Source organism: Thermoflexus sp., assembly GCF_025055495.1.
In the GTDB taxonomy this organism is placed as follows: Bacteria; Chloroflexota; Anaerolineae; order Thermoflexales; family Thermoflexaceae; genus Thermoflexus.
This window is the reverse complement of record NZ_JANWXB010000353.1, coordinates 1-20,565: the sequence shown is the minus strand read 5'-3', so window position 1 is coordinate 20,565 and position 20,565 is coordinate 1. Positions and strand designations below refer to the sequence as shown.

General features: G+C 63.9%; 19 protein-coding genes. 13 read left to right on the top strand and 6 right to left on the bottom strand.

Translation table 11 applies throughout. The features are described from left to right. Positions 1 to 145: 145 nt before the first annotated feature. Positions 146 to 1,342 (bottom strand): glycosyltransferase, encoded by a 1,197-nt coding sequence (locus NZM16_RS11420; protein ID WP_295480481.1) that lies wholly within the window; start codon positions 1,340 to 1,342, stop codon positions 146 to 148. 318 nt (positions 1,343 to 1,660) lie between these two features. Between NZM16_RS11420 and NZM16_RS11415 the strand changes: the two genes are divergently transcribed. The 13 genes from NZM16_RS11415 (at position 1,661) to NZM16_RS11355 (ending at position 15,778) form a co-directional block, all read left to right on the top strand. Then, on the top strand, positions 1,661 to 2,740 hold the full coding sequence (locus tag NZM16_RS11415) for a DegT/DnrJ/EryC1/StrS aminotransferase family protein (RefSeq protein WP_295480479.1): 1,080 nt from the start codon (positions 1,661 to 1,663) through the stop codon (positions 2,738 to 2,740). Position 2,741: 1 nt separating this feature from the next. Then, complete coding sequence (locus tag NZM16_RS11410; protein WP_295480477.1) at positions 2,742 to 3,758, top strand: Gfo/Idh/MocA family oxidoreductase; 1,017 nt, start codon at positions 2,742 to 2,744, stop codon at positions 3,756 to 3,758. After that, complete coding sequence (gene wecB, locus NZM16_RS11405; RefSeq protein ID WP_295448633.1) at positions 3,755 to 4,897, top strand: non-hydrolyzing UDP-N-acetylglucosamine 2-epimerase; 1,143 nt, start codon at positions 3,755 to 3,757, stop codon at positions 4,895 to 4,897. The genes NZM16_RS11410 and wecB overlap by 4 nt, the downstream gene beginning before the upstream one ends. A 74-nt stretch (positions 4,898 to 4,971) precedes the next feature. Continuing rightward, positions 4,972 to 6,585: a thiamine pyrophosphate-dependent enzyme gene (locus NZM16_RS11400; protein ID WP_295480476.1), complete on the top strand. Its 1,614-nt coding sequence runs from the start codon at positions 4,972 to 4,974 to the stop codon at positions 6,583 to 6,585. Further along, positions 6,582 to 7,715: a hypothetical protein gene (locus NZM16_RS11395; protein ID WP_295480474.1), complete on the top strand. Its 1,134-nt coding sequence runs from the start codon at positions 6,582 to 6,584 to the stop codon at positions 7,713 to 7,715. Before NZM16_RS11400 ends, NZM16_RS11395 begins: the two co-directional genes overlap by 4 nt. A gap of 9 nt (positions 7,716 to 7,724) precedes the next feature. Continuing rightward, entirely contained in the window at positions 7,725 to 7,997 is a 273-nt protein-coding gene (locus NZM16_RS11390; RefSeq protein ID WP_295448643.1) for a hypothetical protein, read from the top strand. A 70-nt stretch (positions 7,998 to 8,067) separates the two neighbouring features. Next, complete coding sequence (locus NZM16_RS11385; RefSeq protein ID WP_295448645.1) at positions 8,068 to 8,823, top strand: glycosyltransferase; 756 nt, start codon at positions 8,068 to 8,070, stop codon at positions 8,821 to 8,823. 293 nt (positions 8,824 to 9,116) lie between these two features. Further along, positions 9,117 to 10,421 carry an NAD(P)/FAD-dependent oxidoreductase gene (locus NZM16_RS11380; protein WP_295480472.1) on the top strand — a complete coding sequence of 435 codons (1,305 nt, stop codon included), beginning with the start codon at positions 9,117 to 9,119 and terminating at the stop codon, positions 10,419 to 10,421. 56 nt (positions 10,422 to 10,477) lie between these two features. Continuing rightward, entirely contained in the window at positions 10,478 to 11,959 is a 1,482-nt protein-coding gene (locus NZM16_RS11375) for a sugar transferase (RefSeq protein ID WP_295480470.1), read from the top strand. A 540-nt stretch (positions 11,960 to 12,499) separates the two neighbouring features. Continuing rightward, on the top strand, positions 12,500 to 13,474 hold the full coding sequence (locus NZM16_RS11370; RefSeq protein ID WP_295480468.1) for a TIGR00269 family protein: 975 nt from the start codon (positions 12,500 to 12,502) through the stop codon (positions 13,472 to 13,474). Between the two features lie 46 nt (positions 13,475 to 13,520). Next, positions 13,521 to 14,459, top strand: coding sequence for a cobalamin-binding protein (locus tag NZM16_RS11365; RefSeq protein WP_295480466.1), 939 nt, complete (start codon positions 13,521 to 13,523; stop codon positions 14,457 to 14,459). Positions 14,460 to 14,645: 186 nt separating this feature from the next. Further along, positions 14,646 to 15,179 carry a hypothetical protein gene (locus tag NZM16_RS11360; RefSeq protein ID WP_295448660.1) on the top strand — a complete coding sequence of 178 codons (534 nt, stop codon included), beginning with the start codon at positions 14,646 to 14,648 and terminating at the stop codon, positions 15,177 to 15,179. Then, positions 15,176 to 15,778, top strand: a complete 603-nt coding sequence (locus tag NZM16_RS11355; RefSeq protein WP_295448663.1) for an NUDIX hydrolase — start codon at positions 15,176 to 15,178, stop codon at positions 15,776 to 15,778. Before NZM16_RS11360 ends, NZM16_RS11355 begins: the two co-directional genes overlap by 4 nt. Before the next feature lie 163 nt (positions 15,779 to 15,941). On the opposite strand, the gene NZM16_RS11350 is transcribed toward NZM16_RS11355, so the two are convergent. The 5 genes from NZM16_RS11350 to NZM16_RS11330 form a co-directional block, all read right to left on the bottom strand. Further along, a complete protein-coding gene (locus tag NZM16_RS11350) occupies positions 15,942 to 16,961 on the bottom strand; it encodes a rod shape-determining protein (RefSeq protein WP_366946168.1) in 1,020 nt (339 codons plus the stop codon). A 184-nt stretch (positions 16,962 to 17,145) separates the two neighbouring features. Then, a complete protein-coding gene (locus tag NZM16_RS11345; RefSeq protein ID WP_295448669.1) occupies positions 17,146 to 17,577 on the bottom strand; it encodes a F0F1 ATP synthase subunit epsilon in 432 nt (143 codons plus the stop codon). 150 nt (positions 17,578 to 17,727) lie between these two features. Beyond that, entirely contained in the window at positions 17,728 to 19,137 is a 1,410-nt protein-coding gene (atpD, locus tag NZM16_RS11340; RefSeq protein ID WP_295448672.1) for a F0F1 ATP synthase subunit beta, read from the bottom strand. A gap of 77 nt (positions 19,138 to 19,214) precedes the next feature. Next, positions 19,215 to 20,165: an ATP synthase F1 subunit gamma gene (atpG, locus tag NZM16_RS11335; protein WP_295448675.1), complete on the bottom strand. Its 951-nt coding sequence runs from the start codon at positions 20,163 to 20,165 to the stop codon at positions 19,215 to 19,217. Between the two features lie 4 nt (positions 20,166 to 20,169). Continuing rightward, a partial coding sequence (locus NZM16_RS11330; protein ID WP_295480464.1) for a Uma2 family endonuclease occupies positions 20,170 to 20,565 on the bottom strand: 396 nt, incomplete at its 5' end.

Sequence of the window (20,565 nt, the reverse complement as noted above, 5' to 3'; positions counted from 1 at the left end):
TGGGGGAAGAAGGGAGCTCGAGGGCCTGGAGGGCGCGCCGAGGGGATATCCTCCAGGTCCTCAAAGGCCTGCCATTCGGATGGGAGCATCAACCGGCGTCCGATCGATCCAGCGATGCATCCCCTTGGCCATTATCTGGGATCCCTCAGCCTGAAGATCCCCCGGAAACCGGGCTTGCGGCATACACTTCCTCCAGCCGTTCCACCAGCGCCTCCCAGCGATGATGCTGCTCCACGTAGGCCCGACCTGCCGCTCCCATGGCCGACCGCTGGGCCGGAGCGTCCAGCAACCTCAGCACCGCCTCCGCAAACGCCTCTGGACCTTCCGCCACCACCAGATCCTGCCCGGGGATCGCCCGAAGCCCTCCCAGCACGGGCGGCGTGGCCACCACCGGCGTCCCCATGGCCATGGCCTCCAGGACCTTGTTCTGAATTCCCACCGCGTATCGCAGAGGGCACACGGCCAGCGTCGCCCGCGCCAAATACGGCCGGAGATCGGGAACCGTCCCGAGGATCTCCACCCGAGGATCCCGCGCCGCCCGGCGCAGGCGGGACGGGGGATTCCGCCCGACGATCCACAGCCGGACCTCCGGCCGTCGCGCCCAGATCCGCGGCATGATTTCCCCGATGAGATCCAGGGCAGCCGCCACGTTCGCGTGATAGCTCATCTTCCCGGTGAAGATCAGGGTGGCCGGATCCCGCGGGACTGCCCATGGCTGGAAGAACTCCAGATCCACTCCGTTCGGGATAACGGTGAATGAGGCCTGGCCATTTGGAGCCAGACGACGCAAAGCCGCCGCGTCTTCCTCTGAGGTCACGACGATGCGAGGGAATGTGGATAACCACCCGGCTTCCAGCTGTCGGGTTCGGGCCAGCTCCAGCCGCGCCAGCCACCGGGTCAGGCGCCCCGGTGCCATCGCCCGCGCCTGCTCGAAGAGGCGGGTGATGCTGTCGACGGCGTCGAACACCAGGCGGTCGGCCGGGATCTCGCGAGCGAATCCAGCACCCCGCAGGTGCTCAATATGCACGGCATCCCACGGCTCCCGAAGGCTCTGCCGCAACGCTTCGCGCAGCCCGGGATGATCGGCATACCCTGCCTGGAGGGGCCCGCCCCGTATCCAGGCCCACCCGGCGTTCCAGAGGGTTCTTCCCCGTGAAAGAGGAAAGCAGTGGATCTCCACCCCCAGGCGCCGCATCGGGGCCAGATCCGCATCGCGATCTTCCGGGGGCTGCACCGCCAGCACGCGGATCCGATGACCTCGGCGGGCCAGCGCTTGCAGGAACCCAAAGGGCCGGATCCGGATGCGGGAGGGCGGATAAGGGAGCGCCATCAGAATGTTCATCCTCGTTCCTCCATCCCCCACGTTACCCTCCGCGGGTTAGATGCACGAGAGGGGTTAGTTAGAAAACCGGGAAACGAAGATACCTTGCTCCCAAATGTGCCGATGAAGGTGGCCGGGGGCCGCCCGCCGAAGGGACACCGCAGGCTGGAAGGCATGGGCTACCGCCTTCTAACCCCCTGCTTACAGCCTCCCAACTCCCTACGTTTACAGTGGAGGCCAGAATCACCGGCCGGGAGCGAACCAGCCGTGTTATCCGGATCTGGCAGATCCCTCCACCAGGCTATCTCTGCACCGACGAGCGCAACCGTGAAAATCCCGATGGCTCGCCCGTTGTTCGACGAAGAGACCCGACAGGCCCTCTTAGAGGTGTTGAACTCCGGACGGCTGGCCCAGGGGTTGCGGGTGCTGGAGTTCGAAGAGCGCTTCGCCGAGTGGGCCGAGGTCCCCTTTGCGATCGCCGTGTCGAACGGAACTGCGGCGCTGCTCCTGGCCCTGATGGCCCTGGAGATCGGCCCAGAGGATGAGGTAATCACCACGCCCTTTACGTTCGCCGCCACCGCCAATGTGATCCTGTTCCTGGGCGCCCGGCCTGTCTTCGCCGACATCCAGCCCTCGACCCTGAACCTGGACCCGGGAGAGGTGGAGCGGCGGATCACATCCCGGACCCGGGCGATCATCCTGGTGCATCTTTACGGGAACCCGTGTGAGATGGAGGCCTTCACGGAGCTCGCGGAACGCCACGGCCTGGCTTTAATCGAAGACGCGGCTCACGCCCCCGGCGCCCTGTATCGCGGCCAGCCGGTGGGCTCTTTCGGCATCGGGTGCTTCTCCTTCTACGCCACCAAAAACATCACCACCGGCGAGGGCGGGATGATCACCACTCAGGATCCCCGGCTGGCACGTCGTCTTCGCATGCTACGGGACCACGGCCAATCCGCGAAATATGTGCACGAGATCCTGGGCTTGAATTTCCGGATGACGGAGCTCCAGGCGGCTCTGGGGATCGGTCAGCTTCAGCATATCGAAGCTTGGAACGCCCGCCGCCGCGCCATCGCGGCGTTTTACACCCAACATCTCCGTGGGGTGAATCCTGTGGAGACCACCCCGAACAGCACGTCGGTTTATCACCTCTATACCGTGCGCCTCGCCCCGGGGCTGCGGGATGCGGTCCGCGAGCGCCTGAGGGAAGTTGGCGTCGAGACCGGAATCCATTACCCGACTCCGGTTTACCGCCAACCCCTCTACCAGCGGCTGGGTTACAACGAGTCCCTTCCGGTCGCGGAAGCCGCCGCGCGGGAGGTCCTTTCCCTTCCCATTCATCCCGCCCTTCAGGACGGGGAGATCCGTTATGTGGTGGAGGCCATGAACGCTGCCATCGAGGATCTGGGAGGGAAGTGAGATGAAGAGTATGCGGGTGGGTGTGGTGGGCGTTGGATCCATGGGAGAACGTCATTGCCGGGTGCTCCAATCCCTCCGGGGTGTGGAGCTGGCGGGCATCTACGATCGATGCCCGGAACGGGCGCTGGAGGTCGCCGCCCGTTATGAGACCATACCCTTTCCCACCCTGGAAGATCTGGCCGCCCGCGTGGAGGCCGCCATCGTCGCCACCCCCACGCCCACCCATACGGAGATCGCCCTGGAGCTCATCGAACGGGGCGTGGCGGTCCTGATCGAGAAGCCGATGGCCACCTCCGTGGTGGAGGCGATGGCAATCTGCGAGGCCGCGCGCCGCCATGGCGTCCCCGTGCAGGTGGGCCATATCGAGCGGTTCAACCCGGTCTACATCGAGCTCAAGGCCATCCTCGAGACCATGCATCCCATCAGTCTGATCTTCCGTCGCCTGAGCCCCTACGCGGTCAGCAACCGGGATGCCGATGTGATCCTGGACCTCATGATCCACGATCTGGACCTAGCGATTGACCTGATCGGCGCGGGGCCGACCCGGATCTATCCGATCGGACGCCCGGTTTTCTCGGATGCGATGGACTACGCGGTGCTGACGATGGAGTTTCCAGGAGGGGAAGTGGCCACCCTGTTTGCCTCCCGCGTCACCGAACAGAAAATCCGCGCTATCGAGATCACAGCCGCTGAGGCCTACATCGAGGCGGATCTGCTGAACAAAGGGATCACCATCTATCGCTATACGATCCCCACCTTCACCAACGACAGCCAACCGGTGAAATACCGTCAGGAAGGATGGATGGAACGGATTGGGATCCCGATGGCGGAGCCGCTGGCCCTGGAGCTCCAGCACTTCGTGGATTGCGTCCGGAGCGGCCAGCCGCCCGCTGTTTCCGCCCTCGACGGCCTGCGGGCGATCCAGCTGGCCGAGCGGATCCGGCTGCTGCTCTATAGCGGCCCGATCCCCGCCATCCGGCTGGATCGGATCCCCGCCCCTGCGGGAGCACGCCCATGAAAATCGTATCCGTGGTCGGCGCCCGCCCGGAGTTCATCCAGGCCGCCCCGGTGAGCTTCGCCCTTCGACAGGAGCATCACGAGGTGCTGGTTCATACCGGCCAGCACTACGACGATGCGATGTCCCGGATCTTCTTCGAGGATCTGGACCTGCCGGCCCCGGATTACCACCTGGGGGTGGGCTCCGGCCCCCACGGCCGCCAGACCGGGGAGATGATGGCCCGGCTGGAAGAGGTTCTGTGGAAGGAGCGGCCGGATCTGGTGATCGTGCGGGGGGACACCAATTCCACCCTGGCCGGGGCCCTGGCAGCGGCCAAGCTGCACATCCCGCTCGTCCACATCGAGGCCGGCGAGCGGAGCTTCAACAAGTTCATGCCCGAGGAGATCAACCGGCTGGTGGCTGACCGCCTAGCCGATTTGCACTTTTGCATCACCCGGCGCGCCGTGCAACATCTGGCGCGGGAAGGGATCACCGATGGGGTCTTCTTCGTCGGGGACGTGATGCTGGATGCGGTGCGTCTTTATCTCCCCAGCGCCCTGGAGCGGGCCCCGGCCCTTCTGGAGCGTCTCGGCCTCGAGCCCGGCAGGTATCTGCTGGCCACCGTCCATCGGGCCGGCAACACCGACGACCCGCGTCGGCTGTCCGGCATCCTGGCTGGATTCCGCGCCATCCCGGAGCCGATTGTGTTCCCGGTTCATCCACGCACCCGCCAGGCCATCACCCGGTATGGCCTTCCGATCGCTCCCCATATTCAGATGATCGAGCCGGTGGGCTACCTGGACATGCTGGCTCTGGAGGCTCACGCCCGGATGATTCTCACCGATTCGGGAGGGGTGCAACGGGAGGCCTACTTCCTGGGCATCCCATGCCTCACCCTGCGGGAGGAGACCGAGCTGATGGAGACGGTGGAGGTGGGGTGGAACCGACTGGTCGGGACCGACCCTCAGCGAATTGTGGAAGGGTGGCGCTGCTTCCGGCCTCTCGGGCCGCGGCCGCCGCTGTTCGGGGATGGCCACGCAGCGGAGCGGATCGCAGCGATCCTGGGCCAGTCACCGCCCCGCTTCGGCCAGCACTATCGAAGATGGGAAGCTCTCTCTCTGCCGGCACAGGAAAGCCTGGAGCGAATCTCCCTTCCGTAACAGGGGAAGGCCCTCACCGGGGCCCATCCCACTCCCGCAAATAAGCGGAGTCCCTGGCGAAAAGGAGCCAATCCATGAATGGCGCCGCCCTTCTGGTTGAAAGCCTGCAACAACAGGGCGTTTCGGTGATCTTCGGCCTGCCTGGCGATGAAGTCGCCTTCTTCGAAGCCCTGCGAGAAAGCTCGATCCGCTTCGTCACCGTGCGCCACGAGCAGGCCGCGGCGTTCATGGCCGACGCCTACGGCCGGCTGGCCCCCCAGCCGGGCGTTTGCTTTTCCACCCTTGGCCCCGGGGCAACCAACCTGGCCACCGGGCTGGCCAACGCGCTCCTGGATCGCTCTCCTGTGGTGGCGCTTTCCGATCAGGTTTCTACAGACCAGCTGCGTCCCGGGGTTCACCAGTATGTGGATCTCGCGGCTTTCTTCCAGCCCATCACGAAATGGAGCGCGGTGATCCGTGACCCTGAACTCATCCCCGCCACCCTTCAATATGCCTTCCATGTCGCCCGATCGGAACGACCAGGCCCCGTTCATCTCAGCCTTCCGGTGAACGTCCTGGAGCGGGAGTGTTTTCTGTTCAACCTGGGCAGCGGGCTTCCCATACGCCCTGTCCTGGGACATCCCCGCCCAGATTCCCAGGCGCTCCAGCAGGTTGCCGCCTGGCTTCAGGAGGCCCAGGCGCCGGTGTTGCTGGTGGGCAACCTCCCGGTGCGGGCTCAGGCGCTGGAAGCCCTGCGCCGTTTTGTGGAAGCCTATCAAATCCCCACCCTGACCACCTACATGGGGAAAGGAGCGCTGTCGGAAGATCATCCCCTTTGCCTGGGCGTGATCAGCCGCCATGCCCGGGGGGAGCTGATGGGGCTGTTCACCGCCTGCGATCTGATCCTCACCATCGGGTATGACGAAGTGGAGGGCGTTAAGCCCAGCCTGTGGACGGTCGGGAACCACAAGCGGGTGGTGTGTGTGGATAGCGTGGTGGAAGCGGAGGGCAGCCTTCTCCATGCGGATCTCATCCTGGCGGGGGACGTGCAGTCGATCCTGGAGGAGCTGGCGGCGATGGCCCCAACCGGCCGACGTCCCTGGCTGGAGGTCGCGACCGTTCGGGAGGCGATGCGAGAGTTCCTCCAGCGCCCCCGGCTGGAATCGGCCCCGCTCTCTCCATCCGCCATCACCCACACCCTGGCCCAGGTCCTCCCAGACCATGCGGTGATCACGGTGGATGTCGGGTTGAACAAATACGCGATGGGCCTCACCTACCCCATTCGGAGCCAGCAGCGGATCCTGTTCTCCAATGGGCTCTCGGCGATGGGCTTTGCGCTCCCCGCTGCCCTGGGCGCCCGGCTGGCCCGTCCGGAGGATCCGGTGGTGGCAGTGAGCGGGGATGGCGGCTTTTTGATGAACGTGCAGGAGCTGGAAACCAGCGTCCGCCACGGCCTCCCGGTGGTCGCCCTGGTGCTCCGCGACAACGCCATGGGGTTGATCCGCCGGATGCAAGTTGCCCGTTTCGGAGAAGCAGTGGGCACCCTCCTGGGGAACCCGGATCTCCCGACCCTCGCTGCGGCCTTCGGGGCCCGGGGGATCACCGTCGACACCGCGGATATGCTGGCAGATGTGCTGGTGGAAGCGCTGGGTTCCCATCAAACATGGGTGATCGACATCCCCACGTCCTATGAAGGATGGCTCCAATGAAACGGACATCCCGCATGAAGCGCCTTCTGCTTTTGGGCGCCGGGGGTCCCCCCGGCATCAACGTGATCCGGTCCTGGCGCGAAGCCCCGGAGCCCTTTTACATCGTCGGGACGGATATGAATCCCTTCCACCTGGAGTGGGTGCCGGCGGACCGGGTGTATCTGGTGCCGCCGGTGGACCATCCGGAGTATCTGGATGCTATCGCGGAGATCGTGGAGCGCGAGGAGATCGACCTGATCCACGCTCAGCCTGATGTGGAGGTGCGCGTTCTCTCAGAGCATCGGGAGCGCTTCCCGGCCCGCGTGTTCCTCCCCCGGAAGGAGACCATTCGGTTGCTGCAGGACAAGCAGGCCTCCGCGGAACGCTGGCGTCAGGCGGGGATTCATACCTTCCCGACCGTGCCGATCGAGGGCCCCGAAGACCTGGAACGGGCGGTGGAGATCATCGGGCTCCCCATCTGGTTGCGGGCGCGGGAGGGGGCCGGAGCACGGGGGGCAACCCTGGTGGAGCGGATCGAAACGGGGATCCACTGGATCGCCTACTGGCGATCCCGCGGGGTGAACTGGGCGTTCATCGCCCAACCCTATTTCTCAGGCCGGGAGTTCGCCTGGCAATCCCTCTGGAAGGATGGGAAGCTCCTTGTCTCCCAGGGCCGTCAGCGCATCGAATACATCTATCCCCATCTGGCGCCCTCCGGCCGCACCGGGACCAGCGCGGTGACCGTGACCGTGCACGACGAACGGGTGAACGAGGTAGCCACCCGGTGCGTGCAGGCGGTGGATCCGCAGGCCACCGGGGTGTTCAGCGTGGATCTGATGGAGGATGAGCGCGGGAACCTCTTCCCGACAGAGATCAACGCGGGGCGCTTCTTCACCACCACGTATTTCTACACGCGGGCGGGATGCAACATGCCGTATTACATGATCCGGCTGGCCTTCAACGAGCCCCTCCCCGATCTCCCGCCCTACAATGCCCTTCCTGCCGGCCTTTACTGGATCCGCCATATCGATTGCCCGGCCGTCCTGGTGCCCCATGGCGCACTGCGGGTTCAGCGAGAACCCGGCACAGGCCGCTTGGATGGGATGGAACGGCTTCGGGAGATCGAGGCGATGTGGCGAACCCCTGCCTGAGGAGCTCATATGACGATTTCGAGATGGATTGAAGAGAAAGCGCAGGCCCTCCGCTTCGAGATCGCCCGCGTGGTAGCGGAGGGCGACGATGAAGAAGGGTTGCGCCTGCGATCCTTGCTGAAGGAGCTGGAGCGTTGGGAGGCCCTGCGCTGGGAGATCATCCGGGCGGCGAGAGGATCTCGCCCAGGGCCTGAGGAGGCTGGGATCGGACAGGCAGCCTCCTGGCCCTCACAGGGAATCTGGGAGGGGGCCGCCCCCGGGCAATTCCCTGCGGCCCCTTAGGCCAGAAGGAAGGCAAGGGAAAAAGTTTGCAACCGAGCATTCTTTATCCGCGATCGGAGGAAGCCATCCTGTGTCAACCACCATCCGATATACCCTGATCATCCCCTGCTACAACGAAGCGGAAGGCATCCCTCACCTGCGGGAGGCTCTTCAGCCGGCGATCGACCGGCTGATGAGGGAGGGCGGTGTGGAAGTGATTTTCGTGGATGACGGCAGCACCGATGGCACCGGGGACCTCCTGCGGGCAGCCTTTGCGGACGCGCCCCTCGTTCGGATCCTGACCCATTCCCGCAACCGGGGCCTGGGGGCGGCGTTGCGCACCGGCTTCCAGGCCGCGCGAGGGGAGATCGTGATCACCACCGACAGCGATGGCACCTATCCTTTCGAGGAGATCCCTCATCTGCTTCGTTTGATGAGTGAGGACGTGGATGTGGTCACCGCCTCCCCGTATCATCCGGGCGGGGGCATCGAAGGGGTGCCGCCGTGGCGGCAGCTGTTCAGCTTCGGAGCTTCTTTTCTGTATCGCCTGATCCTCCGATCGTCCGTCCGAACCTATACGGCCCTGTTCCGCGCCTATCGACGTCGGGTCCTGGAGGAGATTTCTATCGAGGCGGATGGTTATGTGGCCGTGGCGGAGATCATGGCGAAGGCGATCCGCCGGGGATTTCGGATCGCTGAATACCCTGCCGTCCTGCGGGTTCGGCGCTTCGGCCATTCCAAAATGAAGATCCTGCGCACCATCCTGGCCCATCTGCAACTGATGGCCCGCCTGATCCGCCCCGAGCGGCTCTCCCCACCGATCCCTACTCGCTCCCCATCGGGGTGAACAGGATCCCCGAATAGACAAGGAGGGGCTTATTGGGGCTGGGAAGGCCGCTGAAGGCGGCCTTCCCAGCCCCAATATTCTCTTTGCTCATCGCCCCGGGGGTTAGCTTGATCGTGCGGAGCGCATGATAAAGTCAGCCCTGCGCGATGAAGTCCGCCATGCGGTTGAGAGTTGGGAAGGGGTAGAACCTATCCTCCCCCATCCATTTATACTTCCAGCCACGCAACGCCCATCCCCCTTAAACCGGGGAAGGAAGGGATAAAGGCACAACACCTATGGAATCCAAACCTGTTATGTCCATCGCTGTGATCGGCGGCGGGATGGTGGGGGTGAGCCTGGCTTACTTCCTGAGCCGGGCCGGATATCGGGTGATCCTGTATGAGGCCAGCGATCAGATCGGCGGTCTGGCTGGGACCATTCGTCTGGGCGATGTGGAGGTGGATCGCTTCTATCACACGATCCTCTCCAGCGATACCCATATGCAGGCGCTGGCAGAGGAGCTCGGGATCGCTGATCGGCTGCGCTTCCGACCTACCGGCTCCGCCTTCTTTCACGACGGACGCCTCTACCCGATGACGACGCTGCGGGATTTCATGGCCTTCCCGCTCCTGCGAACGATGGATCGCGCGCGCCTGGGCCTGACGATCCTCGCTGCTTATCTCCATCGGGATTGGCGCCGCCTGGAGGAGATCAGCGTGGAGGAATGGCTGGTGCGATGGGGGGGGCGGCGGGCGTTCCATCATCTCTGGCGGCCGATGTTGCGGGCCAAGTTCGATGGCCACTTTGAGGACCTTCCGGCTACTTACATCTGGGCGCGCCTGATCCGAACTCGCTCTACCCGCCGCGGGGTCTCTCAGCGGGAGATGGCGGGCTACCTGGTCGGCGGCCATGTAACGATGATCCGGGCCATGGCCCGGGCGATCGCGGCCGCTGGCGGCGAGATCCGGCTTCGCACTCCGGTTCAGGAGGTGGTCGTCTCAGACCATCGTGTGGTGGGGGTGCGAGTAAACGGGGTCACGGAGCCCTGCGAGGCAGCCGTGATCACTCTGCATCCCCCGCTGATCCCGCGCTTGCTCCCTGGGGTGGAGGGACCATGGGTGGAGGATCTTCGCTCCTGGCCCTACCTGGGCGTGGTGTGCGTCCTCCTGGCCCTGGATCGGCCGCTGACCGATTACTGGACGATTTATATCACCGATGAGTCGGTGCCGTTCACCGGGGTAATCGAGACCACTCATTACATCGATCCAGCCGACGTAGGAGGCTATCACCTGGTCTATCTGCCCAAATACGTGACGTGGGAATCGCCGTGGGCTCGGCGGAGCGACTCCGAGATCCTGGAGGCATGGCTGGAACACCTCCAGCGGATGTTCCCAGCGTTCCGGCCGGAGTGGATCCGCCATGCCCGAGTGCACCGGGAGCGCTACGTGGAACCGTTGTTCCATCGCGGCCAGTGGCAGCGCATCCCACCTCTGGCCCCTCCGCTCTCCGGCCTCTTCCTGGTCAACCTGACCCAGATCTATCCGGCCCTGACGAACGGCGAATCCCTTACCCGCCATGCCCGCTGGGCGGCCGGGGAGATCCAGAAGCACCTCGCCTGAAATTCAAGGGGGCTGCCTGCCCTTAAAATCCCGGGAAGGATGAAAGGAGCGCTGGCATGAGAAACGAAGCCTTGCCCTCCGAATGGATCCGCTTGGAATCCAGAGCGCAAGCGCAGGAAACCGAATGGCTCGGCCTGCGCATCGGGTTGGTTGGAGTGGATGCCCTGGCGTTACTGATCGCCTTTTCCTTGTCTTATCTGATCCGGTTTGAATCCCGCCTGCCCATTTTTTATCAGCCCGAAAGCCCGCCGGTGCGCTATTATGGCCTCCTGATGGCCGCCCTGATCCCCGTGTGGTTGCTGATCTTTGCCGCCCATCGGCTCTACGTGCCGGACCATCTCTTCCACGGGACCTCGGAATACATGCGGGTGATCCAGGCGGCCAGCATGGGGATGATGGCTGCCATTGTGGCCAGCTTCATGGAGCCTGCCCTGGTGATCGCTCGAGGATGGCTTCTGCTTTCCTGGATTCTCTCGATTGGAATGGTCGGGCTTGCTCGATTCCTGACCCGTCGGATCGTGTATGCCCTCCGAGCTCGGGGGAAATTCCTGGTGCCCACCCTGATCGTGGGAGCCGATGAGGAAGCCTGCATGGTGGCCGAGCAGATCCGCTCTTCCCCGATCTCCGGGATGATCCTTCTGGGCGTTCTGGACCCCCACCTTCCCCTGGGGAAGCAGGTGTTGCCCGGTCTCCCGGTGTTGGGCAATCTGACGGATCTCCCCCGCCTGATCGAGCAACTCAGGGTTCGGGAGGTGATCGTCTCCGCGAGCGCCCTGCCCCGGGAAGCCCTGGTCGAGCTGTTCCGGACCTTCGCCTTCCATCCTCAAGTGAACCTCCGGCTCTCCTCTGGCCTCTATGAGCTCCTGGCCACCGGGACCGAGGTCCGGGAGGTGATGGGAGTTCCCCTGCTCTACTGGAGACGGCTCCGGCTCTCGCCGCTGGAACAGTTCCTGAAAGCCATCATGGATTACACCCTGGCCGCCGCAGCGCTGATCCTGCTGGCACCATTTCTCCTGCTCATCGCGCTGGCCATCAAACTGGATTCGCCCGGACCCGTGCTTTACCGGCGCCGGGTAGTTGGATTGGGCGGGAAGCTGTTCAATGCGTTTAAGTTTCGCACCATGGTGATCAACGCGGAGGCCCTCCTGGAGCAAAACCCCGACTTGAAGAAGGCCTTCGAGCAAAACTATAAACTGCGGGACGATCCGCGGGTGACCCGGGTGGGGCGGTTTCTGCGACGCTGGAGCCTGGATGAGCTCCCCCAATTATTCAACGTCCTCCGGGGTGAGATGAGCCTGGTGGGGCCGAGGATGCTGACCCCGCAGGAAATCTCCCGTTACGGGCGCTGGGCACTGAATCTTCTCACCGTGAAGCCCGGCATCACTGGCCTCTGGCAGGTCTCCGGGCGGGCAGACCTGCCCTACAGCGAGCGGGTGCGGCTGGACCTATTTTACATTCGGAACTACAGCCTGTGGCTGGATCTCGCCATCCTGGCCCAAACCATCCCGGCCGTCATCCGGAAACGAGGGGCTTATTGACCGCGTGACTGCTTTTCCAAGTCCTGAACGAACCCGTCGCTCACCAATTCCAGGGCTCGGAACTGGATGGGATGGCCCTGCTTGTCCTCCGTTGAACCGCCCTCTTCTGAACCATCTCTTCAAGAGCCGAGGGCTGGGCAGCCGCTTTCAGGGGCCTGCCTAGCCCTCTTCCTCTCCAACAGATCCCCGGACCACAGCGAACCGCAGACAGGGCGTGCCGCTGGGTTGAGGCGATGAGATGAGGTCGGATCGCGGTGGGATGAGATCGCCCGCCCCCAACGGCCTGTCTGACCTTGCGGATCAGCAAGCTGTCTATGCCGGATCGATCTTCGACAAAACGGCATCCTGTGCTTTAGAATTCCATACGCAGAGCTCGACGTCGATCCTCCGCGAATTTTTCGAAGGCGCAGGGCATCTTCGATGGACTCCGGCGCTGACGCAGGGGGTAATTTCTCCTCTTCAACCAGCCCAGCGCCACCGGGCGTCGCTTGTGCATTGCTTTAAGGGACAGATTCCTATCCGGGGAGGCGGATTTCTCCAATGGCGATCCGTTGTCGGAAATGCGGCCGCGAGGCGGCCATCATGATGCGCCAGCACCGGCTGGCGCTGTGCGATGAGCACTATCTGGAATGGTTCGTGGAGCAGACCGAGCGAACGATCCGCATGTTCCGGATGTTCGACCGGTCAGAGCGGGTGCTGGTGGCGGTCTCAGGGGGCAAGGATTCCCTGAGCCTATGGGATGTGCTATTGCGCCTGGGCTATCAGGCCGATGGCCTTTACATCGGCTTAGGGATCGACGGCGGCATCCGCTACTCGGACCAATCCTATGAGAAGTGCATGCGATTTGTGGAGGAACGTTGGCCCGAGGCCCGGTTGATCGTGGTGGACATCCAGGAGGTCTACGGCGAGACGATCCCGGAGGTGGCGGCTCGAACCACGCGAGGCCGGGACAAGCCGTGCGCGGTGTGCGGATTGGTCAAGCGATACGTGATGAACCGGGTGGCTTACGAGGGGGGCTATGCGGCCCTGGCCACGGGCCACAACCTGGATGATGAGGTGGCTGTGCTCTTCGGCAACGTGATGAACTGGCAGGCAGGTTACATGGCCCGCCAGGGCCCTGTGCTGCCTGCCTCCCGCCCGGGCTTCGCCCGCAAGGTGAAGCCTTTTTGTCGCTTCTATGAGCGAGAGACGGCAGCTTACGCCCTGTTGCGAGGCATCGATTATATCTACGATGAATGCCCATACGCGGAGGGCTCCACCAGCATCGCCTACAAGGAGTGGCTGGCGAAGCTCGAGGAAGAACGCCCGGGCACCAAGCTGCGCTTTTACCTGGGCTTCCTGAAGGCGAAGGAAGAGGGCCTGATCGCCTTTCGGACCGACGAAGCGGAGCTACATGCCTGCGAGAAGTGCGGGCAGCCCACCTCGGCACCAGGGATTTGTGCCTTCTGCCGGCTCTGGGAACGTCGGCGGCCCGCTCGCGTTATTCCAAACCCTGTCCGCATTTCTGGGAGCTGAAAGCCTCTGTCAAGGACAAGAAGGATATAGCAAAGGGATGATGGCTATGCGAATCGCCTCGCTGCTTCCCGGCGCCACCGAAATGGTTTGCGCGCTGGGCCTGGAGGATCACCTGGTCGGTGTCTCCCACGAATGCGACTTCCCACCCGAGATCGTCGCTTCGTTGCCCCGCCTGACCCGTAGCACATTGCCTGAAGGGCTCACAGACCCCGAGGCGATCGATGCCGCCGTCCGGGAAAAGGCGCGCCGGGGAGAGCCCCTTTATGTCATCGATGAAGAACAACTCGCCGCCCTGGAGCCCGATCTGATCCTCACCCAGGCCCTGTGCGAGGTCTGCGCCGTGCCTACCGGACAGGCGCTGCGGGCCTCCGGGCGGCTTCGACGCCCGCCCCGCGTTCTCGCGGTGAACACGTATCGGATGGAGGACATTTTCGAAAGCCTGGAGCAGATCGCCGAGGCCGCGGGCGTCCCGCAGCGCGCGGCCTCCCGGATCCGGGAATGGCGCCGTCGTCTGGCCCGGGTGGAAGCAGCGGTGGCCAGCGCTCCCCGGCCCCGGGTCCTGATGCTCGAATGGCTGGAGCCTCCCTTCTGTTGTGGTCACTGGGTTCCAGAGATGGTTGAGATCGCCGGAGGAACGGAAGTGCTGGGGCGGGCCGGCGAGCCTTCTCGCCGGGTTCGCTGGGAAGAGATCCTGGAGGCAGAGCCGGAAGTGCTCGCCCTCGTCCCATGCGGCTATCGCCTGGACGAGGTCGTCGCCGCCCAACCGCTTCTGGACCGTCTGCCGTTCTGGACCTGGATCCCGGCGGTGCAGCAGGGGCAGGTCTACGCCCTGGATGCCTCGGCTTATTTCAGCCGACCCGGCCCTCGCACCATCGATGGCATCGAGCTGCTCGCCGCCCTGCTTCACCCAAAGCGCTTTTATACCCCGCTGGTTGAGCGGGCGGCTCGACGCCTATCCAACCCCAACCTCCCCCTCACCGGATAAAGAGGAGGTCCAGCATGGGATTCTGGCAGGATCTGATGATCTTCGCTGGAATTTACGCGCTGGTCTTCACACTGGTCTGGCAGTGGCTCCAGCGCCGGCGACACTCTGGCTCCTTATAGGATGCCCAATGATGGGATTTGGACAGTTGGCTCGCCTCCAATCGGGTCTCAACCCACAGGAGGGATAGTGTCCTTGCTGGAAGAGCGCGCACCCCGCTTGCGAGAGCCGCTCATCATGCTGGCGGCGCTGGCCCTGGGGCTGATCTGGGGCGTTAACGCCCTGACCAACCGGGATCCCCTCTGGTTCTGGCCGTGGTTTGATCAGCCGGCTGTGGAGATCCGGATCACTACCGCAGGCCGCGAGTATACGTTCACACCCGGGATGCCCGGCTACGAGCGGCTGAACGAGGCTCTGCGCCAGATCCTTTCCGGCCTCAACATCGAGGGATATGAGCCCCAGATTGGGCTCTCCGAAGCCACCCTCTCGGAGTATCGCCAGGGGATGGATGCCCTGACGGTATGGGCCCGCTATGATCCCCCGACTCAAATCCACACCGCCTATTTCTTTCCGAAAGCCGATCTGCTGATTATTCCCCTGAAGGGGCCTCATGCGGAATTGCGTCCGGTCTTCGGCGCGCTCCGCGGCGTGATCCGGCTGGGCGCGCTGCGCCTGCGGGACCGCCGGGCGCTGGAGGAGGCCGTCCAGGAGGTGCTCCCATGAACCGTCTCCTGATCGCGCCTTCCGAACTGGAAACCCTTACCGCTCGGTTCGGATATCAGCCGCATCAGCATGTGACGGTCGTCATAGAGGAATGGTGGGAGAAGGCGCGCCAGAGCCTGAACCGGCGCCGGGGCGAGGTTCTCATGGTCATCCAGCAACCAGAGGGCGAGATCCTGGTTCACACGAAAGCGTTCTATCCCCCGGAAGCCTATCGGCTGCCGACAGGGGGCCTCGGATGGGAGGAGACCGCCTGGACAGCTCTCCATCGGGAGATGGCAGAGGAGACCGGTCTGCCGGTGCGCTCGGCCACGTGGTGGGGCCTGATCACCTACACCCTCTATCCCTCAGAAACCGCCCGGGATCAGGGCATCCCCTTTGTTTCGTTTGTCTTTCACGTCCTTACCGAAGGGGAACCCCGCGCAGCGGACCAAGCGGAGCAAATCACGGCCTTCCGCTGGGTCCTCCCAGAAGCCCTTCCGGAGATCGCCCGCCGTTTGGAGTCTCTGGACGCCCCATGGCGAGGCTGGGGCGCCTTTCGGGCCATCGGCCATCGCTTCGTCTGGGAACATCATCGGGAACGATTGCTCCTCGGGCCCTGAAAAGAACCCCGGGCAACCTCTGAGCCCTCCTGGGGATTTCGGGGCTGGCGTTTTGCGGCCCCCCGGATTGCGAGGATGAGGGATCCGAGATGAGGGATCGCCATGGGCATATCCCAACCCAATCGGTGGGAAGCGAGATATTCCCCGAAAAGCAGGCGAGGCGCTATATCGAGGACCAGAGCGTGGTCAGTGTGCGCTGGAATAGATGGATATGCTCCAGAGCCTTCCCCGCCCCGATGGCTACGCATGCCATTGGAGCATCCGCCACGTAGGCCGGAACGCCCGTTTGCTGGGTTAGAAACTCATCGATTCGACGGAGCATCGCCCCACCACCCACCAGCGCTATTCCCCGGTCGATGATATCCGCAGCCAGTTCCGGAGGGGTTCGCTCCAGAACCGCCCGGACCACCCCAATAACCGCCTGGAGAGGTTCTTGGATCGCCTCCAACACCTCATCCGAACTCAGGGTGATGGTGCGGGGCAGGCCGGTGACCAGGTCTCTTCCCTGCACCTCCATCGTCAGAGCCGGATCCAGAGGGAGGGCTGTTCCGATCTGGATCTTCACCTGCTCTGCTGTGGGCTCTCCAATCGCCATGTTGTATTTCCGGCGCACGTAGCCCATGATGGCCTCATCCATCCGGATGCCTCCAACCCGCACCGAGTGCGCCGTCACAATCCCCAGCATGGAGATCACAGCGGCCTCCGTCGTGCCGCCCCCCAGATCGACCACCATATTGCCGGTGGGGGTATCTACAGGCAGCCCTGCCCCCAAAGCGGCGGCCAGGGGCTCTGGGATCAGATACACGTGGCCGGGATGGGCGCCGGCGGCCACGGCCGCTTCATGCACGGCGCGGCTTTCCACGCTGGTCACCCCATAGGGGACCGAAATCATCACATGGGGGCGGAAAAGGCGGATCGGGCCGCAAACCTTGGCGATGAAATACCGGAGCATCCGTTCGGTCACATAGTAATCCGCGATCACGCCATCCCGGAGAGGCCGGATCACCTCGATGATCTCCGGAGTGCGGCCATACATCGCCCGGGCCTCCTCCCCCACCGCCAGGATCTCATCCCCATCCATGGGCATGGCCACCACGGAAGGCTCCTGGAGGACGATCCCTCGACCGACCTCATAGACCAGCACATTTGCCGTGCCCAAATCGATCCCTAAACGTTTGGTCAGCATCATGAAGTCCCTATATGGTCTTTGATTAGGGTTTTCTGGGGTGGGGTTTTGGGAGCTTTTGGCCCCAACCCCACCCCAGATGGCTTTTCAGGCCGCGGGCGGGAAGGAGGAAGAGGGAAGCGGCCGTCATCCTCCGGACTGGCTCTGGTTCCTCCCCATCCCCAATTCATAACGGGTCAAATCATTCACGAGCAGATCCTTCTCGACGAATTCGACGGCGGCGGGCTACCTCCAGACGGACCCGGGAGCGGCGCAGGGCAACCAGGGCCGTCTCAAGGTCCACCCCAGCCGGCCGCTCTTTCAGGATCTGTTCCGCCCGCTGCCGGGCTTCCTCCGCCCGGGCGATGTCGATCTCGCTGGCTTCCTCTGCTACATCCGCCAGGACGATCACCTTCTCGGGGGTCACTTCCATGAACCCTCCATGGATCGCGAACCAGAGCTCCTCGCCGCCCCGCCGGGCCAGCAACGGGCCGATGCTCAGGGCGGTCAGCAACGGCGCGTGCCCGGGCAGGATCCCCAGCTCTCCTTCCACCCCGGGCGCCACCACCATATCCACATCCCCGCTGAACAGGGCCCGTTCCTGGGTCACGATCTCCAGACGCAAAGGGCTCATCCCAGAACCTCCTCCTTTAAGCGGCTCCAGCGCGCCAGCAACTCGAGGTCTCCGATCTCATCCGCCAAGCTCCGAACGGCCGCCTTCCGATATGTCGCACCTATGAGGCGAAAACGATCGACCATCGTTCCGCCGGCCGGCTTTCCGGCCTCACCTCAGCTCGCCTCGCCGCAATCGCTCTGCCTTCTCCACCGCCTCGTCGATGGTGCCAACCATATAAAAGGCCGCCTCGGGCAGATCGTCATGCTTGCCTTCCAGGATCTCCCGGAACCCGCGCACCGTTTCCTTCAGCGGGACGTAGCGGCCGGGCAGGCCAGTGAACTGCTCGGCCACGAACATCGGCTGGCTGAAGAACCGCTCGATCTTCCGAGCCCGCGCTACGATCAGCTTGTCCTCTTCCGACAGCTCATCGATCCCCAGGATGGCGATGATGTCCTGGAGATCCTTATAGCGCTGGAGCACCCGTTGCACTTCCCGGGCCACTGTGTAATGCTCCTCCCCCACGATCCGCGGATCCAGGATCCGGCTGGTGGAAGCCAGGGGGTCCACCGCCGGGTAGATCCCCTTTTCGGCGATGCTGCGTTCCAGAGCGATCGTGGCGTCCAGGTGGGCGAACGTCGCCACCGGCGCAGGATCAGAGTAGTCGTCCGCCGGCACATACACCGCCTGCATGGAAGTGATCGCGCCGCGCCGGGTGGAGGTGATACGTTCCTGGAGCTGCCCCATCTCGAAGGCCAGGGTGGGCTGATAGCCCACCGCTGAGGGCATCCGACCGAGGAGGGCGGAGACCTCCGAGCCGGACATCACAAAGCGGAAGATATTATCGATGAAGATCAGGACATCCCGTCCCTGGTCCCGGAAGTATTCCGCCATAGTGAGGGCGGTCAACCCGACCCGCAGGCGCACCCCGGGGGGCTCGTTCATCTGACCGAAAACCATCACCGTCTTGTCGATCACCCCGGCCTCGATCATCTCGCGATACAGCTGGGTGCCCTCGCGGGTGCGCTCGCCGATCCCAGCGAAGACTGAGATCCCCTTGTGAACGGTGGCGATATTCCGGATGAGCTCCATGATGATCACGGTCTTGCCTACCCCTGCGCCGCCGAAGACCGCCACCTTGCCACCCCGCATGAACGGGGCGATCAGATCGATCACCTTCAGCCCGGTTTCAAAGACCTCGATTTGAGTGGATTGCTCCTCGAGGGCGGGCGGGGGCTGGTGAATCGGCCGATATTCCGGAGCGCGAACCGGCCCCTTGTCATCGATCGGCTCACCCAGCACATTGAACACCCGGCCGAGGGTAGCCTCCCCAACTGGCACCACGATAGGGGCTCCCGTGTCATATGCGATCATGCCCCGGCGGAGCCCATCGGTGGTATCCATTGCAATGCAACGGACCGTGCCGCCGCTCAGGTGTTGCTGCACCTCCAGCACCAGCCGATGGCCATCTCGAGGAACCTCGATCGCGTTATAGATATCCGGCAATTCCTCTGGAGGGAACTCCACATCCACCACGTTCCCCAGGATTTGCACAATGCGTCCCACGGAGCCTTTCGGCATGCTCTCCTACCTCCCAGGAATGATCTGGAGAATTCGGCCAATCATAGTGGGCCTGCTGAGAGCGAATCCGAAAGCGGTTAACGGCTGACCCCGGTGCGCAGGCGGGTCTGGATCTGAAGCCGCGCGGCCTGGCGCATCGCCTCCGCCCCCCCTGCAATATCCAGCATCTCGCTGGTGATCGACTGCTGCCGGGCCTTGTTGTAGCTCAGGGTCAGGGTATAGATGAGGCCTTCCGCGTTCTCTGTCGCATTCCGCATGGCCACCATGCGGGCGGAGTGTTCGCTGGCCAGGCTCTCCAGAACCGCCTGATAAACCTGCAGCTCTACAAACCGCGGAAGGATCACATCCAGCAACTGCACCGGATCCGGCTCGTAAATGAACGTTTTGTTCGCCACCGCCCGGGTGTCTATACGCTCGACCGCCTCGGGAACCGCCGGCTCATGGCCTTGGGTGAGGCGGAGGGGTAGCAACCGACGGACCCGGGGACGCTGAATCATCGTGTTAATGAAGTCGGTGTAAGCGATGTAGACCTCGTCGGCGCTTCCCTTCAGGAACTCTTCCATGGCCAGCCGGGCGATCGGGCGGATGTCTGTGAAGCGGGGCCAGCGGGGCATAGGAGAGAAATCCGCCACCAGCCTCCCCCGCACCCGCGCCACTGCATCCCGTCCCTTTCGTCCGACGGTGAGAAAGGACACGGGGGCCCGGCTGACCGCGGCGAATCGAAAAGCCAGGCGGATGACGTTGTCGTTATAGGCGCCGCAGAGACCCCGGTCGGCGGTGATAAGGATCAGCAGGACTTGCCGCACGGGCCGCGCCTCCAGCAGGGGATGGAGCAGCGCGCCCGCCTCCGCCTGATGGGCGAGGTGGACCAGGACCTCCCATGCTTTCTGGGAATAGGGGCGAGATGCCAGGGTCATCTCCTGGGCCCGCCGCATCTTGGAGGCGGAGACGGCCTCCATCGCCCGCGTGATCTGGGAGATACTTCGGACCGTTCGAATCCGACGCCGCAACTCCCGCAGGGTGGGCACCGCACTATCCTCCCGACTTAAGGGATCGAAGGGCTTCCCAGCACTGAACGACCGACGGCAGGGGTTCCTGCCACAGCCACTCCGCCCGGATCCGAAAACCCGGCACCACCTCCGAAACCACCCAACCCTCCGGCACCGCCTCCGCTTGATACGACCTGTCCCGCCGCTCCACGATCACTGTCTGCCTCTCCAGATCCACCCACCAGATCTCCGGAATCCCCACTTCGCGATAGGCCATCCGCTTCTCCCCCAGATCATAGTCCCGCGTGGACTCCGAGAGGATCTCGATCACCAGATCCGGGGGGCCCTCCACCTCCTTCGGGCCCACCCGCCCCACCTCCCGCACCACCATCACATCCGGCGCAAACCGCCGCGTGCCCACCCGGAACATGGCGTTCCC

Coding starts and splice junctions, on each gene's coding strand:
- NZM16_RS11420 (WP_295480481.1), bottom strand. CDS start 1,342: ATGAACATTCTGATGGCGCTCCCTTATCCGCCCTCCCGCATCCGGATC.
- NZM16_RS11415 (WP_295480479.1), top strand. CDS start 1,661: ATGGCTCGCCCGTTGTTCGACGAAGAGACCCGACAGGCCCTCTTAGAG.
- NZM16_RS11410 (WP_295480477.1), top strand. CDS start 2,742: ATGAAGAGTATGCGGGTGGGTGTGGTGGGCGTTGGATCCATGGGAGAA.
- wecB (WP_295448633.1), top strand. CDS start 3,755: ATGAAAATCGTATCCGTGGTCGGCGCCCGCCCGGAGTTCATCCAGGCC.
- NZM16_RS11400 (WP_295480476.1), top strand. CDS start 4,972: ATGAATGGCGCCGCCCTTCTGGTTGAAAGCCTGCAACAACAGGGCGTT.
- NZM16_RS11395 (WP_295480474.1), top strand. CDS start 6,582: ATGAAACGGACATCCCGCATGAAGCGCCTTCTGCTTTTGGGCGCCGGG.
- NZM16_RS11390 (WP_295448643.1), top strand. CDS start 7,725: ATGACGATTTCGAGATGGATTGAAGAGAAAGCGCAGGCCCTCCGCTTC.
- NZM16_RS11380 (WP_295480472.1), top strand. CDS start 9,117: ATGTCCATCGCTGTGATCGGCGGCGGGATGGTGGGGGTGAGCCTGGCT.
- NZM16_RS11375 (WP_295480470.1), top strand. CDS start 10,478: ATGAGAAACGAAGCCTTGCCCTCCGAATGGATCCGCTTGGAATCCAGA.
- NZM16_RS11370 (WP_295480468.1), top strand. CDS start 12,500: ATGGCGATCCGTTGTCGGAAATGCGGCCGCGAGGCGGCCATCATGATG.
- NZM16_RS11365 (WP_295480466.1), top strand. CDS start 13,521: ATGCGAATCGCCTCGCTGCTTCCCGGCGCCACCGAAATGGTTTGCGCG.
- NZM16_RS11355 (WP_295448663.1), top strand. CDS start 15,176: ATGAACCGTCTCCTGATCGCGCCTTCCGAACTGGAAACCCTTACCGCT.
- NZM16_RS11345 (WP_295448669.1), bottom strand. CDS start 17,577: ATGAGCCCTTTGCGTCTGGAGATCGTGACCCAGGAACGGGCCCTGTTC.
- atpD (WP_295448672.1), bottom strand. CDS start 19,137: ATGCCGAAAGGCTCCGTGGGACGCATTGTGCAAATCCTGGGGAACGTG.